The sequence below is a fragment of the Pirellulaceae bacterium genome (assembly GCA_019636385.1).
Classification (GTDB): Bacteria; Planctomycetota; Planctomycetia; order Pirellulales; family Pirellulaceae; genus Aureliella.
The window spans coordinates 738,251-755,024 of record JAHBXT010000001.1; the positions used below are offsets into that span (position 1 = coordinate 738,251).

13 protein-coding genes are annotated in these 16,774 nt (G+C 54.0%); 6 read left to right on the top strand and 7 right to left on the bottom strand.

The window, feature by feature from the left end:
- Positions 1-490 precede the first annotated feature (490 nt).
- On the top strand, positions 491-961 hold the full coding sequence (locus KF752_02880) for a hypothetical protein (GenBank protein MBX3420480.1): 471 nt from the start codon (positions 491-493) through the stop codon (positions 959-961).
- 178 nt (positions 962-1,139) lie between these two features.
- Here the strand turns inward: KF752_02880 and KF752_02885 are convergent, their stop codons facing one another.
- Together KF752_02885 and KF752_02890 are read right to left on the bottom strand one after the other, a co-directional pair.
- Positions 1,140-1,805: an IS3 family transposase gene (locus KF752_02885; GenBank protein MBX3420481.1), complete on the bottom strand. Its 666-nt coding sequence runs from the start codon at positions 1,803-1,805 to the stop codon at positions 1,140-1,142.
- An 841-nt stretch (positions 1,806-2,646) separates the two neighbouring features.
- On the bottom strand, positions 2,647-3,195 hold the full coding sequence (locus KF752_02890) for an RDD family protein (protein ID MBX3420482.1): 549 nt from the start codon (positions 3,193-3,195) through the stop codon (positions 2,647-2,649).
- Positions 3,196-3,677: 482 nt separating this feature from the next.
- Between KF752_02890 and KF752_02895 the strand changes: the two genes are divergently transcribed.
- Positions 3,678-3,935: a hypothetical protein gene (locus KF752_02895; GenBank protein ID MBX3420483.1), complete on the top strand. Its 258-nt coding sequence runs from the start codon at positions 3,678-3,680 to the stop codon at positions 3,933-3,935.
- Positions 3,936-4,035: 100 nt separating this feature from the next.
- On the opposite strand, the gene KF752_02900 is transcribed toward KF752_02895, so the two are convergent.
- Both KF752_02900 and KF752_02905 read right to left on the bottom strand, forming a co-directional pair.
- Entirely contained in the window at positions 4,036-4,641 is a 606-nt protein-coding gene (locus KF752_02900) for an ISAs1 family transposase (protein MBX3420484.1), read from the bottom strand.
- Positions 4,620-4,901: a transposase family protein gene (locus tag KF752_02905; protein ID MBX3420485.1), complete on the bottom strand. Its 282-nt coding sequence runs from the start codon at positions 4,899-4,901 to the stop codon at positions 4,620-4,622. The genes KF752_02900 and KF752_02905 overlap by 22 nt, the downstream gene beginning before the upstream one ends.
- Before the next feature lie 498 nt (positions 4,902-5,399).
- On the opposite strand from KF752_02905, the gene KF752_02910 reads away from it, so the two are divergent.
- Positions 5,400-5,699 carry a hypothetical protein gene (locus KF752_02910; protein ID MBX3420486.1) on the top strand — a complete coding sequence of 100 codons (300 nt, stop codon included), beginning with the start codon at positions 5,400-5,402 and terminating at the stop codon, positions 5,697-5,699.
- A 543-nt stretch (positions 5,700-6,242) separates the two neighbouring features.
- Positions 6,243-6,380 (top strand): hypothetical protein, encoded by a 138-nt coding sequence (locus KF752_02915; GenBank protein MBX3420487.1) that lies wholly within the window; start codon positions 6,243-6,245, stop codon positions 6,378-6,380.
- Positions 6,381-6,751: 371 nt separating this feature from the next.
- Here the strand turns inward: KF752_02915 and KF752_02920 are convergent, their stop codons facing one another.
- Entirely contained in the window at positions 6,752-8,314 is a 1,563-nt protein-coding gene (locus KF752_02920; protein ID MBX3420488.1) for a Do family serine endopeptidase, read from the bottom strand.
- Between the two features lie 646 nt (positions 8,315-8,960).
- Here KF752_02920 and KF752_02925 point away from each other — a divergent pair.
- Together KF752_02925 and glgB are read left to right on the top strand one after the other, a co-directional pair.
- Positions 8,961-9,719 (top strand): hypothetical protein, encoded by a 759-nt coding sequence (locus tag KF752_02925; GenBank protein ID MBX3420489.1) that lies wholly within the window; start codon positions 8,961-8,963, stop codon positions 9,717-9,719.
- Between the two features lie 167 nt (positions 9,720-9,886).
- Positions 9,887-12,094, top strand: coding sequence for a 1,4-alpha-glucan branching protein GlgB (glgB, locus tag KF752_02930; GenBank protein MBX3420490.1), 2,208 nt, complete (start codon positions 9,887-9,889; stop codon positions 12,092-12,094).
- 19 nt (positions 12,095-12,113) lie between these two features.
- Here the strand turns inward: glgB and KF752_02935 are convergent, their stop codons facing one another.
- Both KF752_02935 and KF752_02940 read right to left on the bottom strand, forming a co-directional pair.
- A complete protein-coding gene (locus KF752_02935; protein ID MBX3420491.1) occupies positions 12,114-15,446 on the bottom strand; it encodes a general secretion pathway protein GspD in 3,333 nt (1,110 codons plus the stop codon).
- A 278-nt stretch (positions 15,447-15,724) separates the two neighbouring features.
- Positions 15,725-16,744, bottom strand: a complete 1,020-nt coding sequence (locus tag KF752_02940) for a type II secretion system F family protein (GenBank protein ID MBX3420492.1) — start codon at positions 16,742-16,744, stop codon at positions 15,725-15,727.
- Positions 16,745-16,774 lie beyond the last annotated feature (30 nt).

A 16,774-nucleotide genomic window follows, 5' to 3' on the forward strand; every position in this document is an offset into this window, starting at 1 on the left:
GACAAACACCAATCAGAGACCGGGAACGATACCCTTCATCGTGAGACCCGCGACAGCCTCTCGCGACAATGGCTCGCTGAAGCTGGGAGATGTCGGACACTGGCCGTTGTGTAATGACCGGCAAGGCCTGCTCTGAAAGGCGAACAGGGAACCGCAACCGTAAGGACGGACAAGGCATGACACCCTCTAAGACGCTGTTGCCGTCGATGGCGCGGGTGTCGATCCCGCAGCAAGTCATGTCCGAGAAGTTCGCACCCTGTCTCAATGTGGCGGGGCCGGGATTGGCATCAGCGTCTGGCAATAGCAGAGGCAGTGCCCGGTATCGTTCGCCACAGAGTACACTACGAACGTCGTTATGCACAATTACCAGTCTTGCGAACAAGGCGTTCCTCCGGAGCGGCGGAAGAACGCGGTCTCAAAATTGGAAGTCGTTGGCCGCCGCCCGGTCAACTTTGTCGTCAGGCATTGGTAAAACTCGCAGAATTTTATTATGATCCTGAAAGATTCGATCGAAATTCACGCGCCGGTTTGTAGACTATTCGAGTTTTTCGAAGGCATGTCCCATGAGCGGTACCTCTCATGGCATCCGGATCACAAATTGTTTCGCTGGACAGAAGGCCAAGGCATCAAACCAGGCAATTGCTTCTACTTTGAGGAAGTTATCGCCGGCAAACTTCTCAAAAAGACTGTCGCTTTCACCCGAGTTGAGACAGACTGTCGAATCGAGTTTGCTCCAACGTTCTGGCTTATGCGGCTCTTTCTTCCTCGCTTTGTCTTCCGAGCTGAGATTACTTCACCAAGTTCTTTTCGGTTCATAAGTGAGATCTTCTTGCGTGTTGGCCCAATTGGAGCAAGGCTTAATAAGCGAGAGTTCGATGCAGTTCGCGAGCACATGCGTGTCGAAGGAATCAACTTCAAGCACTTTGCCGAGCATAATGGCGACACCGGGGCTGGTGCCTAGCCCTTCGGAAATCGCAACATCCAACCGTGTGCCGGTGTCTGCGCGCTACCTCAAAAGTGAAACAAGTTCAATCATCTTGAACCCCAATGTATTCATGCCGTAATAAACTGCCATCTATAATCAATGACGGCATGTGAGCTGCCCCATTTTTTTGTACCACGTGATATGAAAGATTGGGTTAGGAAATAGGTAAGGGAATGGAATGTTCGCTGTGCTGATGAAGTGGAGCGAGCGCAGCGAACGGAACGGAATCAGCACAGCGAGGGGCGAACTCGTTGGGGGTCAGGTAGCCCAGCGAGCTGTGGGGCCTGACTCTGTTGTAGTCGTCTTGCCACTGTCGGGATTTGAGTCTTGCGTCCGCCACTGAAACCAGCTCCCTCGGTTGCAAATACTCGTCTCGGAGCTTGCCGTTGAAGCTCTCGCACACTCCGTTTTGCCACGGCGATCCTGGCTCGATATACAGCGTCTGGATCGATAGTCTGCTTAGCCACTGCTGGATTGCTTTGGCTATGAATTCAAGCCCATTGTCGCTTCTCAACATTTTGGGCACTCCATACATCGAGAATAGCTCGGCCAGCGTATCAACCGCGTCTTCGCTGGTGATGCTTCGTGACACCTTGATCGCCAGACACATCCGCGTGTATTCGTCGATCACATTGAGCCATCGGAGTCTTGTGCCCTGGAGCGTCGTCGATTCCATAAAATCCCATGTCCATACATCATTCGGTTGGCTGGCTGGCTTCCGATGACAGGCGTTCACCGCTTGGCCTTGACTTCGCTTTTTCCTGCGTTTCCTTGGTACTCTCAGCCCTGCCGATCTCCACAGTCGGTACATACGCTTCATGTGTCAGTTTACGAGTTAAAACCAGCCAGTGATTGATGTGGTTTTAGGTAGTTTTTTGGCTTGAGTCGAAACTGGTTGCTTTGAAAACGTGATGTGTAGCGCGAATCGGCCTTCGACTCCGGGTCTCCGAATCATGGCTCGCCGTGGCGCTATAACCGGTGTTGCCTTTCAGCATGCACATGCTTTGGGCAGAATCCGACAGGAACAAAGATTTCGGAGCTCAATACCATTCAGGGCGGGGTAGCTAGTCCCTACCTTTCATCCTTCCTACCTTTCTGTCTACGCTTCAACGTTGAATTTCGGCGGAAGCCGCCTTATATCAACGCTGCAAAACTCGATACAGGGCCTCTGGCTAACAGTTACCCTGGCGGGAGCCGCCCCAGCTCGTCTTCAAACAATTTTCCAGTCCGCACATGCATCCGCTTGTTAGGCTGAAGTGTTGGGCTGCTTCTGTTCACGCCAGGCAATGCAAGCTCTTCGAAAGCGCCGCAGCGCATATGCAACAACATAAAGGGCTACGACAACAATCGGGGCGAGAAACATATTCATGTAATCGATGAACGATCGAGAGGCATTGCCGAACGTTATAGCCATCGTGAGAACTAGAGCAGACAACGCGAGCACAATCCAACTAGCAGTCTTGAACCGCTTGAGTTCACTTGGAGCGCATGGCAGTTCTGGAATTTTCGCCCCTAGGAAGTCAGGGTTATTTGTTATTTTTGTGATCATGTAGATTTTCTTATCTGCCTAACGCCACCGATCAGCGAGCGGAAATGGCGCGACTGATCGTGATATTGGAGAAAAATCGGAACGCCATTTCCGCTCCGCCTGCATCGGTTTGTTATGCGACTTTTTTTGGGCGGCAAACTCGCGGATAGGCAAGAGCAAACCCCATGGCATTGTATCGTGTCAAATGGACTGAAGCACGCCCAAGCGGAGTAGCATTGCGATTTATGAGGTACGTACCCAAATAGCAATCACGCAAGGATTGGCTTTCTGTGTCCGCACCCAGCCATAGTAGGTCAAGCACAACATTGAATGGCCCAAACATCCACATCATCATCCGAATGGTCATACTGACTAACGAAGGACGTCCACCTTTTGCAGAAACAAGTTTAATACCAAATAGTCGATATCCAATCGTTCCGAAATCCGATCTCTTGATTGGTGCAAGGTAAACCCAGATTGCCAGCAGAAAGGCAATCCAAAACATGCCACTCGGTTCCGATTGAATGACCTCAGCCAGGACCAACATTAGGAAGGGTATCCACAACATGATACCGATCAACAGAATTACAATCGAGTCAATGACCATGACAACCAATCGCGTACCGAAGCCAGCATAGTCTTTCGGATCGTAGTAGTCTGCATCGCCTAGAGAGTTGTCCATCAAATTGACGCTCCTGTTGGTCCGAGTATCTGTCGGATAACGATTGCGATAACGGGCGGGTGAGGAGAAGAAGACGACTTCAGGACCGACCCCGCCGAGCCCTCCCGTTCATCCCCCTGTTCGTTGGCGAGCGGCGAGACCGTCCCTCCATCACCAACGATGCCGACCAATGTAGCAGACCGTCGTGCCAACAGCAAACATTTTTGCGCGCGACCACCCTGCACGATCATCACGCGCAACCCACCGCGCATTCGTCCGAGCAACGGCGCCCATTGGTCAGCCCGATCGTCCGCGCATCCGTCCGCGCCACCCAAAAAGCAACGACCGCACACCTGTCAACATCCACGGTCCGGAGTCGTCCAACGAACCCCCGATTAACCAGGGGCGAAAGGTTGAGATTGAACGAGGCTAAAACGCCAGTAGCCCTCTGGTTGAATCGGTAGTTAGGGCAGTGGCGTACGTTTGACAATGGAGCGAAGCAAATGACTCAGAACGAATCAGACCAACTACAATTTGAGCAAAAGCCAGATGGACTGGCTTGTCCTGGGGAATCGGGGGTTAGGGCGATAGCACTAGTCACGGAGTTGATCGACCATGTGCATAGCGAGATAAAAGATATTGACGACATTTTAGATTGGAACAAGAAGGTTGTGCACAGAAACCCGACCCACGGCCAGCGCGTAATTAAGTCATTGCCCGCCAAGGACTTGCTCGAGGATGTCGGTATTGTAGGCTGCTAATTCCATGCGACCGACGATGCTCTCGTTCTTCTTCTGCCCGCGTTTAAGTAGCGAGATAGCAAAGCGTCGTAGCCAACTGAGGTTGTTGACTAAGGCCCGCTCACTGGTCTGCTGGGCGTCCTCGCGAAAGGTTACGTCCAACGTCCAGTGCATCGACTCGATCGACCAGTGACCGCGCACGGCAGCGGCAACCGCAGATACTGTCAGCAACCGGCCAGAGTATGAAGTAGCGTGTCTGGAATGTCTCTTGTCGGTTGGCATCTGTACTGACGCGAACCGCATAGCCGATGGCTTTGACCGAGGGCCAGGCTTTCTTGATTGGCGAATCTTTCTTCAGCTTGATAATTGCGTAGCTGCGTTCATCAATCCGCCCGTGTGACTGATCGGTGGTTTGGAGGCTGCGGCAGTACAGGTCTTCCCGTACTCCCTCCAGTACATCAAAGACCAATTCTTCTACCGTTTCAAATAGGTTCAGCTGATTGGCTTTGACAGCTACCACGTAGGTTCCCTGTCGCTTGTCGATCTGGGCTACGATCTGCTTTTGACATCCCATGGCGTCGATGGTGACGATCGAGTTCTTCAAGTCGATCTGCTCCAGTAGCTCTGGAATCGCTGTGATTTCATTGGATTTCTCCTGCGTAGCGATCTGTCCAAGTGCCATGCCTTGCTCACTAGCCCATGCGCTCACAATGTGCAGCGGCCCCAGTCCCTGCGAGCGATCATGTGAGCCGCGACAGGTCTTGCCATCGGGTGGCGATTAGGCCGAGGCTGACCATCTTCCGTTTGCTCCATGTGCGAGGCCAGCCAGCGCCTGAAGCATTTCTGAAACGCTTCAGGCTCAAGCGCGATGAGCACCCTGCGAATACAATCTCGTGATGGCAGGCCACCGGGAAGCTCCAAGAAGTTTTCCAGAAAGTCTCGCTTGCCCTTGGCCCAGCGCTCGGGTGCCTGTCGGACCTCTAGCACCCGAGATAATCGCGCAAATGCAGATCACGATCAGATCAGTCAATTTGTGTTTGCGGTTCTTGGTGTTTCTCCGCCGGGCCTTCTGGGGACACAGCACAATGGCGAGCGCACGCTCGTCTGGAGCCGTCGATCTCTTATGCGGTTTCTGTTCGTAGCCTGGCAGGTCTTGGCGTGGGGATGTCCAGCGACGATTCTGTGCTGACTTGTAGATCATCCCCGCAGGCTTCCTTCCCACGGTCTGTCGCCCTTCGGCAGTTGCCCTCATCTCGCGTCTGTTTCTTACGAGATGTTCATTTGGTATACTGAATCCAATAAGAAAATCGGACCTAAACACAGCGGGCTAAGAACTCTTGCGAGTTCCGCACCCCACAAGTACACGCCCATGCTGGGCGTACAGGCAACGGAGCCGGCGGTCGGGTCGGTTTTGAAATCAACGCATCTCGCGCCGACCCGCTGATGCGTGTCGTTATGCTACATGGGATATGAACAAGGAATTGTATGGATAACAAGGACAATTTATTGCTGGCGAACATTTCTCTTCAGGAAGAGAAAGACATTCAGAGTATTCGAGACGAATTTTTGAAGCTCAGAACGAAGCCAATGGAGTTTGCGATCACATTACTGGTGTTCATCGTTGGGTTCCCCGTTTTGTCATATTTCATATCGGTAAAGTTTGATTTTGCAACACAGGCAATGCTGTTGTTTGTTGCTGTTATTTCATTAATTTTTAACGAAAGTCGAAGAGTCAATCGAAGGCTGGACATCTTGTTTAAGCTTATAGAGAGAAAGCTCAATTAGTTTTTGTTCCAGGGTTTATGGAAAGAAGCTAATTAGCTATTTCCAGCTTAGCTCGTACAAAGGCGTAACAAGTTGTTGAAGCTGACCGCGCTACGCGCGGCAGCTAAACTCTCCCGCGTTCTGCCATTGATGCTGTTTCTGTCAATCAGGTCAGCCGCCGCTTGTTTGGCTATCATGTTTGCGGTACTTGGAAACGCTAGGATGAGAAAAAGGCAAAACTCAAGCTAACCCTTGGATGGCAAACAAAACTGACAGTTGTTACCAGGGATTGCTCGCAGCTTTTGCCCTCTTTAGCTAACGAATCGATTCAATGTTGCGCAACCTCGCCACCGTATTGGTGATGGGGCCCTCTGGGGACACAGCAGAATGGGGAGGGGACACAGCAGAATGCCGAGCGGTTAGCGAATTCCTAAAAAGTTGGGAATGCCGGTCAAAGACTTCCAGGGCACGTTCGTCTAACAAGGTATCAAACCAATTCGGCTAGCATTGGTCACTGGACCCTAGCTGAACTGCGGCAGCTGCACCTACCGGAGACGTACCACTATGGCTCGAAGGGCCCGCAAAGAACAGTCCTCGCCCGACGAGAATGTTATCGTGCATGTTGTCAACCGCGCCGTCCGTCGCTGCGTTCTGATGGGCCAAGGTCAAATCACCGGTCGCAACTTCGACTACCGCAAGTAATGGATCCAGCCAAAGACTGGATGGTGCCATCCGCCCTCTATTGCTATATCAAACACGAAGTCACAAAGAAAACCGAGCAGCCTACAACTGCGTTAAAGTGCCTGCCTGGCATCCCTTCGTGTTTTTTGAGTCTTCCTGGTTCAGTCGGTCTTGGTTTGTATCGGTAGTCCTGGTTGCGGAACTGCGCGCCTGTACTGGGCGGTGCAAATGTACGCTGGTTCGCGTGCCGGAATGGCCCTTATGAAACGCTGAGGCAAGGAGAGCGCAGGCTGGCATTGCCTGCCCGCAGGCGACCAGGTGCGCTCTGATGACGACTGACTTGATGAGTCTTTCCGTTATCCGTTGATGGCTGAACTGAGTCGCTGAACTAACTACTTAGGCGGTACGGGCCGAGTGAGCGACATGTCGATGTGTCCGCGCCGGGCTTGCAGGCTAATTTGCTTGCCAACTTCCGACAGAGCTTGCTTGGCTTCGGCGGCAGTCCGGATCGGTTTGCCATCGATGGCCACGATGACGTCCGCCGGTTGCAGTCCGAGTTTGGCAGCTCGCTTTGTTCGGTCTAACTGAACGATAACGGCGCCAGCCTCTAAGTCCTCACCCACATCGACCTCCTTGGCCAGTTCGGGAGTCAGCGTCTCTAGCGCCAAACCCCAATCCTCGATAACGGTTCGATCGCTGAATTGGCTCATCTTCTCTTCGGTGCGCTCCTCGACCGTGATCGTAATGGTGCGCGGCTTTCCATCGCGAAGCACCTTAAGCTCGATCTGTGAGCCTGGGCGTACCATAGCGATTTCATTCATGAGTTGCGAGCTGGATGTGATTGGGCGATTGCCGATGCCGATCACGACATCTTTTTCCTTCATCTCAGCGCGCGCCGCCGGGCCATCAGGCAGAAGTTTGCGAATGATGGCGCCCCGAGCAATATTGTTGGGCAGCTTCAATTCTCGAGCCGACTCTGGTGTCAACTCATCCAAGCCTGCTCCAATAAAGCCCCGAACGACTCGACCAGTCGAGCGCAGGTCCTGCATGATTTGCAGCGCCATATTCGAGGGAATGGCAAAGCCAACTCCGGCGTTTGTTCCGGTGCGCGAGTTGATCGCGGTGTTGATACCCACCACTTCACCGCGCAAGTTGACCAGCGGTCCACCGCTATTGCCTGGATTGATCGCGGCATCGGTCTGCAAAAAGTCTTCGAAGCCACCTCGCAGAATTCCGGTACGACGGTTTGTAGCCGAGATAATGCCTGCTGTGACCGTCTGCTCTAGTCCAAACGGGCTGCCGACGGCAATGACCCAATCGCCAACTTCAATAGCCGATGAATCACCCAATTTGGCGGCGGCCAGCCCGGTGGCGTCGATTTTCAATACAGCCACATCGCTGCTGGGGTCACGGCCAACAATTTCAGCCTTATACTCTTGGCCATCACTCAACCGGATCTGCAATTCATCGGCTTGCTCGATTACGTGATTGTTCGTAAGAACGAATCCATCCTCTGAAACGATCACGCCAGAGCCGACTCCAGCCTGGACCCGCGATTTTGGCCCCTCCGGCTGTTCTTCAGGTTCAATTGGTACCTGGCGACGCCCCCGCCCTTCCAACTCGCGGAACAATTCGTCAAACAGGTCGTTGCCAAATGGAGAACCAAACGGCGACTGTCCCTGAGGAAGTTGGCGCAGGCGGCGTTGTGGCTGATCTACAAGAGCGTTAATCTGCACCACGGATGGTTTGAGAATTTTGGCAGCCGTTCGAAACGCGGTAGATAACTGGTCCGCGCCAGCAATTGCTTGCTGTTGAGCCGCTTGCGCATCCAGCAGTTGCTGGGCGTAGACCTGGCTTGGTCCACTAGACTGGCCCGACCAGGGATGCACAACTAACCCGGTGAGCACTGCCAAAACGACAGAGGCGCTAATCAACCAACCCGACTTACTGTACATCAGAAACCTCCCAAAAACGCGAAGTGTGTTATCTTGCATGGCTGCATTCCTGGCAAAGACCGGTCCTCAGGTGCAAATCTTGAACCAATCTTACTTCCAGCCGATTTTCTGGGCCAGCCGATCCGCCCGTGTCGGCTATCGGTTAGTCATGCCTCACCTAAGGTTGGGCGCGCGGCGAGCTGAACACCGCCGTCTGCGCGCCGGCAGCTACCGTGTAGTTACGCTCGCCAGGGCGTGGACGCAGGACCAACCCAGGAACAATTCACAATCAATCACAACCCAAGTTGCTGCATGATCCCGTTTGTTGCAGGGACTCCCAGCAGCGACCTGCGGCCTGGGTAATGCTTGAGTTATCGGAAAAACCTGAGCAATGGGAAGGCCTTAGCAGTCGCGGAGATTTTAATGGCTGATTTTGGTAAGGGAATCTCCCCTGACGAACGATACAGCCACATATCCGAAGCCGATGGGCTCAGTGAGCCAGAGAACAATCGCTGCCAGGGCGGTCGTTCCAAACCGCTTCGGATGGAAGGCCCGTCGAAGACAAGTACCCAAGGATTGGCGACCGGCCCAAGCCACGTAAGGGTGTGAACGATTTGCTTGGCGGGTCATTTCCAGCCAGTTGATGTCCCTTTTCTGAGGTGAGCCGATGGTAACTCAGTCTCAATACCTGCTAGTTTGTGATTCGCATTTGAGGCTCCAGGGCCGGGAAGTACACACAGATGCAGGCGACGGAGCCCCAGGAATGGGTGCAGGCTGCTGGCACTTCGTTCTTGAACGACTGGACGGCCCCGAGCGGTTAGAAGCTTTGGACTGGGAGCAGAACATCGATCGCGACCGCATTGCGCTGCTGTCGGTAGTACGCGGGCTGGAGGCGCTCGAGCAGGCGGCGCGCGTCAAACTGGTTACGACCAGTCGCTACGTCGATCGTGGACTGCGGTTCGGCTTACCTAACTGGCGCGAGTCGGATTATCAGTGGGAGAGTTTTGGTTCATTCAAAACGATTCGCAACGCCGATTTGTGGCAACGCGTAGATTCGGCGATGCAGTACCACCAAATTGCCAGTCGACTCTTGAATTCACGAACCGCGTTTGCCGATACCGGCCTAGTGCAAGCGTTGCCGCAGCGGCTGCCGAATAGTCAACTACCCGACGAGCAGGATTTGATGGACCACTTGGCGATGGACGAAGTGACACGCAGCGGGCGCAGAGCCGTTGCCTATCGCATCGGTCGTGACGGACGCATCGCGACGCGCAAGTCGAATCCGCCTGCTGATCGCCAGTTACGCCGAGCGGCAAGTGAACCAGGTCGCCAGGCAGTTCGGCCCCAATGGTGGGAGATGGCTGCCAACTGGATTCAGACGGCTAACGGGTCGATCGGTTCCTCTGTAGCCGCGTTGGGGACATGATTTCGTCATCCACCTCTGGCAGCTACCGCTGTCAGACGCTGAAGAACCAAAGCCGGACGCACGGAGGCGGTGGTTGACCGTCAGTCTTGAGCCAGAATTGATTCTTGGCCAGGCAAATTGAATTACAACTGGATTGAATTTACACTGACTTTTCCATGGAGACCGATGTGCGAACTCAGCTTTCGTTGCAGGGCATTCACCGACTGGTGGAAGGCACGCTGGACAACCCGGCTCAAATGCTTGGGCCGCATCCTGTGAGCCTACCGGATCGGCAAGCCATGTCGATTCGAGCCTACATGCCAAGCAGCCAACAAGTTTGGTTAGTCGACCGTCAGCATCAACGTGTCCTGCCGATGCGCCGTGTTCATCCATCGGGCTTCTACGAGGCGATTTGTCCAGTAGAAGGATTTCAAGATTCAAACTATCGAATACGAGTTGCCTCGAAGAACGGCGAAATCATCGAAATGCACGACCCCTACGCAGTCAAACCGCTATTGACAGACTTTGACCTGTTCCTGTTCGGGCAAGGTCGCAATTGGAAAATCTACGATAAGCTCGGTGCGCACCCGCGCACTGTGGATGAAGTCAGCGGCATCAATTTTGCGGTGTGGGCTCCCAATGCCGAGAGCATTCAAGTCGTGGGCGACTTCAACCATTGGGATGGTACTGGGCATTTGATGCGCAAACACATTCCCGCCGGGGTATGGGAGTTGTTCGTCCCTAGCTGCAAAGTTGGCGAGAAATACAAGTTTCGCATCAAGATGCGTGACGGTTCGACAATCGACAAAACCGACCCTTTCGGTCGGTACGCCGAACTACCGCCGCGAACGGCGTCGATCGTTTCGTCACTGGACCAATACACTTGGAATGATCAGCAGTGGATTGAGCGCCGGGCAGCCACGCCTGCCCTTGAGCGCCCGGTGAACATCTATGAACTGCACTTGGGTTCGTGGCGCCGCGACCCCGAAGGCCATCACGGCTGGATGAACTACCGCCGAATCGCGCACGAGCTTGTCCAGTACTGCCAGCAGATGGGATTTACGCATGTCGAGCTGATGCCCATTAGCGAGCATCCGTTTTCCGGATCGTGGGGCTATCAAACGGTTGGCTACTTCGGTGTTACCAGCCGCTATGGTACGCCTGAAGACTTCATGTACTTTGTCGATCACTGTCACCAACATGATATTGGGGTGATCATCGACTGGGTGCCGGCCCACTTCCCCAAAGACAGCCACGGGTTGAGGCAATTCGATGGTAGCGCGCTGTACGAACACGCCGATCCGCGCCAGGGCGAACACCCCGACTGGGGCACGATGATTTTCAACTATGGTCGCAATGAGGTCCGCAACTTTCTGGTTTCCAACGCCCTGTTTTGGTTGGACAAGTATCATATCGACGGCCTGCGGGTTGACGCTGTGGCCAGCATGTTATACCTGGACTATAGCCGTGAGGACGGTCAATGGATTCCCAATTGCTACGGCGGTCGCGAGAACCTGGATGCAATTCACTTGCTGCGCGAGTTTAACGAGCAAGCCCATACGCAGTACCCTGGAATCTTGACCTTGGCCGAAGAGTCCACGGCATGGCCCGGAGTCAGTCGCCCCACCAACTGCGGCGGCTTGGGGTTTTCGGTCAAGTGGAATATGGGTTGGATGAACGATACGCTGCGGTACATGCGACACGAACCCATACATCGCAAGTTTCATCACAACGAATTGACGTTCAGCCTGATCTATGCCTTTACCGAAAACTTTGCGCTGCCGCTGTCTCACGATGAAGTCGTGCACGGCAAAGGGTCACTCATCAGCCAAATGTCGGGCGACCTGTGGCAGAAGTTTGCAAATTTGCGACTGCTGTATTCCTACATGTGGACGCACCCAGGTAAAAAATTGTTGTTCATGGGTAGCGAAATCGCGCAGTGGCACGAGTGGGACTATGACAGTCAAGTGCAGTGGGACTTGCTGGGGTGGGAGACGCATGCCGGCATCCAGCGTCTGGTGGCTGACCTGAATCGTCTGGTCATCCAGCAGCCTGCGTTACATCAAGTTGATTTTAGTTCCGAAGGATTCGAATGGATCGACTGCCTGAGTGCCGAAGACAGCGTGATCGCTTACATGCGGAAGGCTCATAACCCTAATGACTTTGTGGTCGTAGCCAGCAACTTTACGCCGGTCGTGCGGGAGGGCTATCGACTGGGAGTTCCTCAAGTCGGTTATTACGCTGAACTGTTCAACAGCGACTCGCAGTTCTATGCCGGTAGCAACGTTGGCAACTATCCGGGTGTGATGGCCAGCGACCAACCGCACCATGGTCGGCCGGCTTCGTTGCAATTGACGCTACCGCCGCTGGCCACCGTAGTATTGAAGCTTCAGTAGCCCGTTGGACAGGGACTTGCTAGTTATCAAAAACGCCGTACTTCTGCTCTTCTTCTTCCAGGATGATGATGCGTGGGGTTACCGTGAGCATCAACGTACTGGTCTCCCGGCCAATGGCGGTGTTTTTGAACAGTCGGTTGAGATAGGGAATCTTGCTGAGAATCGGCACACCACGTTCGATGCGGCTTTCTCGCATACGCTTGATTCCGCCTAATAGGATCGTACCCCCGTCAGGCACACTGACCGTAGTCGACACATTTGTGGATGAGAAGCTCGGTTGCTGTACCGTGGTACCTGAGATAATGGTTTCTTCTTCTTCATCTTCTTCGTCCACCGAACCATCGTCAGGGTTCAAGATATTGTCACCGGACCGCCTGGATGTGGATCGTGTACGACGTGAGCCCTCAAAGGTAAACGTATCGACCTTGTCAATCTGTGAAAACGTTGGATTGAGCGTCAAACGCACGCTGCGCTTGTCATGCGAAATAGTGGACTGGACGTTCAGAATCGTGCCTTCGTTGAGCACGACAATCACTGGTTGTTGGGCTACCGCGAAGTCGCCGACCACGGGGATCAAGCTGGTCACGAAGGGGCGCGACACCGTGTCGTTAATCGAAGCAAACTGCCCATCGAACATGGTCACGCGGGGTGCCTGCAAGACGTTGGTCCGTTGGTCACCTTGAGCAGCATTCATGAAGAAGAACATTTCCAATTCGCTCAGGATCGCGAATCCCATGTTGATACCAGCGTTGGCAACCCCTGGAAAACCACCGAAGGCAGGCACCGCCGAATCAAAGTTGTTCTGATCGAAGGCCACATCTAAATCGGCTGTAAACGGGAAGGGGTTGGTAGCCGTCGAGCCGGTTCTCAAGCCCACTACCGTTCGACCCTTCTTCTGTTCAGCCGACGGAATGCGACGATTGCCGTCTTCCACTCGCAAATCGAAGTCAACTCCCATCCGCTCAAAGAAGTTATCAGTCAGCGTAATGAATTTCACTTCGATGGTGACTTGTAAATCCTGCAAGCGACGCAGCGACTCCAACAAGTCGGCAATTTTCTCGTGGGTCGTCTGCGGGGCGCTGACAACTAGCGAGAGATTGGCCGGGTATTGCAACATCGTGCTGGTACCACCGTTGGCCGCCCAATTGTCGGGTTCAATCGTTTGCTGAATCAAGTTCATCAAGCTGGCGAAATCCGCGGCAGCACCTCCACCGCCGATTGGCGAGGGCGATCCCATCGCCATAATTGGTGGCCCGCCCATGACAGGACCTGAACCGCCAAAGCCTGTACCGGGAAGCATGTTCATGCCACCGCCCAATCCAGGCATACCAGGCATGCCGCCCATACCTGGAGGCATATTGGCTCCGCCAAATTGCCCTAAGACTTGAGAATCGGGATTGAGCGATGTGCTGACCAATTGTGATTGAGCACCGAACTGGGCATTCTCGCCAGATCCATACCGCGGCTGCGTGCGAGCAACCAGACCGTTGTTGATCGTTTCATAAGCCTGTCGCAAGGCTCCTGCCATACCGCTGTTGTAATCGGTGACAAAATTGGGAATTGGAATCACCAAGTCCTTAACATTGTAGACGATGGAGCGATTGGCCTGAGCCGTATTGCGCACGGAGGTGATTTTCAACACTTCGTTCACCACCTGGAAATCCAGATTTCGCGAATTCAACATCAAGGCCAAAGCACTGCGCAACTGAATTGGGGAAGGCAGATCCAAAGTGATCAACTCATCTGGCTGAATAGATTCTTGCGCCATTCCCGGTGTATCCAACACAATCATAACGCCTGTCATATCAGACAAAGTCTTCACGACTTCTCGCAGAGGACGCTGGTCGAAGTTGACCATGACTAGCTGCTTGAGCTTTTCCCAGATGGCCACTTCAGCTGGGGACATGCCGCGCTGCGATTCGCGATCTTGACTGGCAAGCCGTTTACGAGAGATATCTTCCCAACCTTTGGGAAACTGGAAGCTGTTTTCGTCTGACACGGGTCGCGCCGACCGATCGACATCCAGCATCGCGTCAATAAACCCATCTTCTTTATTGGTTCGAACCGCTTCATACTCCCCAATGCGGCGGGCGTTTCTGGCACTGGCGATCAGCAGGCTAGCAATCGTAGAATCTGGGTCTAGAGCTCCAACTTGTTTGGCCACCGTCTCGGCCTGCATGTATTCGTGTTTGTCCATTAGGTCGTTGTATGTTTCCACCAACGATGCGATTTGCTGATCAATCTTGTAGCGTTGTTCATGCTCCAAATTAATTTGTTCTTTGATCTGCTTATTGCGAGTGTTCTGGTCGATCGTAGCCCGATTCTGATCCATGTACACCTGATGTTCGGTGATCGCGCGATCGATGTGCGTCAACATCCGCTGACGGAAGTCTCCACCGACATTGGCCTGTGAGATTCGCGTTCGCAGAATCTGCAGACGCTCGGCAACCAGCAAGGGCTCGGATTCGCGAAAGCGCTTGGCATCGGCAATTTCACCAGTCACTTCGCTCATCCACCGCTGCCGTTCTTCCAGTTGCGCGCGCTCTTGGGGCGACAACGCGTTGGCGGCGACGGACTCGGGACTGCCGCTGGCCTGCAAGCTGGCCAGTTTGTCCTTGAGAGCGCTGCGAATGGCGGGATCTAATTCACCCTGATGATTCCAGGCTTGGCGGAAGATTTCCAGGGCTTGCTCGCGTTCGCCACGACCGAGCAGTTCAATGCCGCGTTGGTAGAGTTGATCTCCGCTGGCCTCAGGCAACACATCGGTTGCGGCTGCCACCGATTGAGCTCTGGCCATTTCTACCGAAGTGGCATCACGCTGCGGCTGAAATACTCCTGGTACAACTCCAGTTCCGTCAACTTGTGTTTGACCGGACGAGGCCGATGCGACTGGGCCTTGAGCTGAAGCTGTTTGCACGGCTGGCGCTGGACGCGATGCACCCAACTGCGCGGCCGCAGCCGTGATTTGTGCTGGTGTGATATTCCGGCTGGCCAGCAATCGGGCAACTTCCTGGGCGCGCCGTTCAACAGTTGGTTCAGGTGTCGCCAGACTCTTTCGAGCTCTGAGGGCTTCAGCAAACGAGGCTGTTGCCGCTTCGGTCTTACCAGATTCGATCATGTGCTGCGCATGAGCCAACCAGCCCATGACGAAGTTCGCATCGACAAGGATCGTGCTGTCCGTCAAATTGCGAGTGGCTGGAGTGGCTTGTGCAAAAGCGCAGGCACCGAACAGCCCCACCGCAATGACGGGACTTAGCGCGGCAGTCACCAACAGGCGCCGCCATATTCGTGCGCCGGAGTCCACCGTGCGGCCAATACCGTATCCAATTGGATTCGTGTTAACTTGACTCAACGCGACACTCCTTCTTCGCGATGGTGAGCTTCCGGTTGCCTCAATCTCGATCAGCCTGCTTTTCCTGGCACGCCTCAATTTTCTCACCCGTCGCCTGTCACTCGTCGAGCGGAGATTGCCGTCAATTGGGAATACTTAATACAAAATTCGAGGTCAATGTTTGTTTTCGGCAGCCACCGTTAAAATATTCGGATTATTCCGACAAGTTAAACTTTTTCGGTTAGAAAGACTGTGCCGGGCTTCGGTGGCTAGCAAACAACAGGCCTGGTGGCGCTGGTTTACATGGTTACAGCGTTGTTTAGCAGATTCACGTACTGCAGGGCCATGCGAAAAATCATCCACACAATCAATCCGGCAATGGCGATCCAGACCGCTACGCTAGCTAGGTTGGCAACGGTCACCAGCGCCGCTGTCGCTTGCTGCTGATATTGGCTAGCTAAACGATCCAAAGATTCTGTTTCCGTTCCGCTGATTTCACCGATTCGCACTGCGTCGACGAAGTCGTCAGGTAGCACCGCTGATTTCTCGAAGGCGTCAGCAAAGCTCGCTCCACGGGAAAGCTCCACCAAGGCGCGATTGGTGCCGCTCATGAGATAATGGTTGCCTGTCGCCTGAAACGCTTGTTTGACGGATCGTTTGGCATCCACGCCTGCATTGAGCAGCATCGACAGGGTAACGCTCAGCCGCGCCAGTCCCAGTGTTTGCAGAGCTGTGCCGACTTGCGGTACCCGATACAGCACGGGAACAACCCAGCGATGACACTGGAAAAAATTTTTCCACAGCCCATAGAACACCAAGCTAGCAATGCCGCCTGCGACGCCAAGCACCGCTAAAAAAATGGCCAACCCTGAAAAACCTCTTAGCCCAAGTCCCGATGCATCGTAGCCAGAGTTAGGCGACAACACGCCTTGCAGCACGATGACCAATCCCACCACGCCGATTGCAAGCACCAATTGAATCAGCGGCCCGGATACTCGCTGGCGAAATGTGGAATGCGCGGCCTGAAGCTGATCGTAATAGTCGGCCAGATAGGCCAGGATGCTCTCAGTGCGTCCACCGAGTTCGCTGGCATCAACCAGTTGAGTCAACAGCCACGGAAAATATCCCGGCTGAGCACGCAGCGCCTCGGCCAACGAATTGCCGCCGCGAATTTGAGCGATCACTTGGCCAATAGCATGCCGATGTTGGGCCGTCGCCGATTTCTGCTCATTCTCTAACACCCGCAGCAAATCGACGCCGGCGCTGAGACCGATACTCAGCCGTCGGCAGAAGAGAGCACGCTGTTTGAGTGTCATCACGCTTCGGGCGAATCCTTGATCTGCATCCTG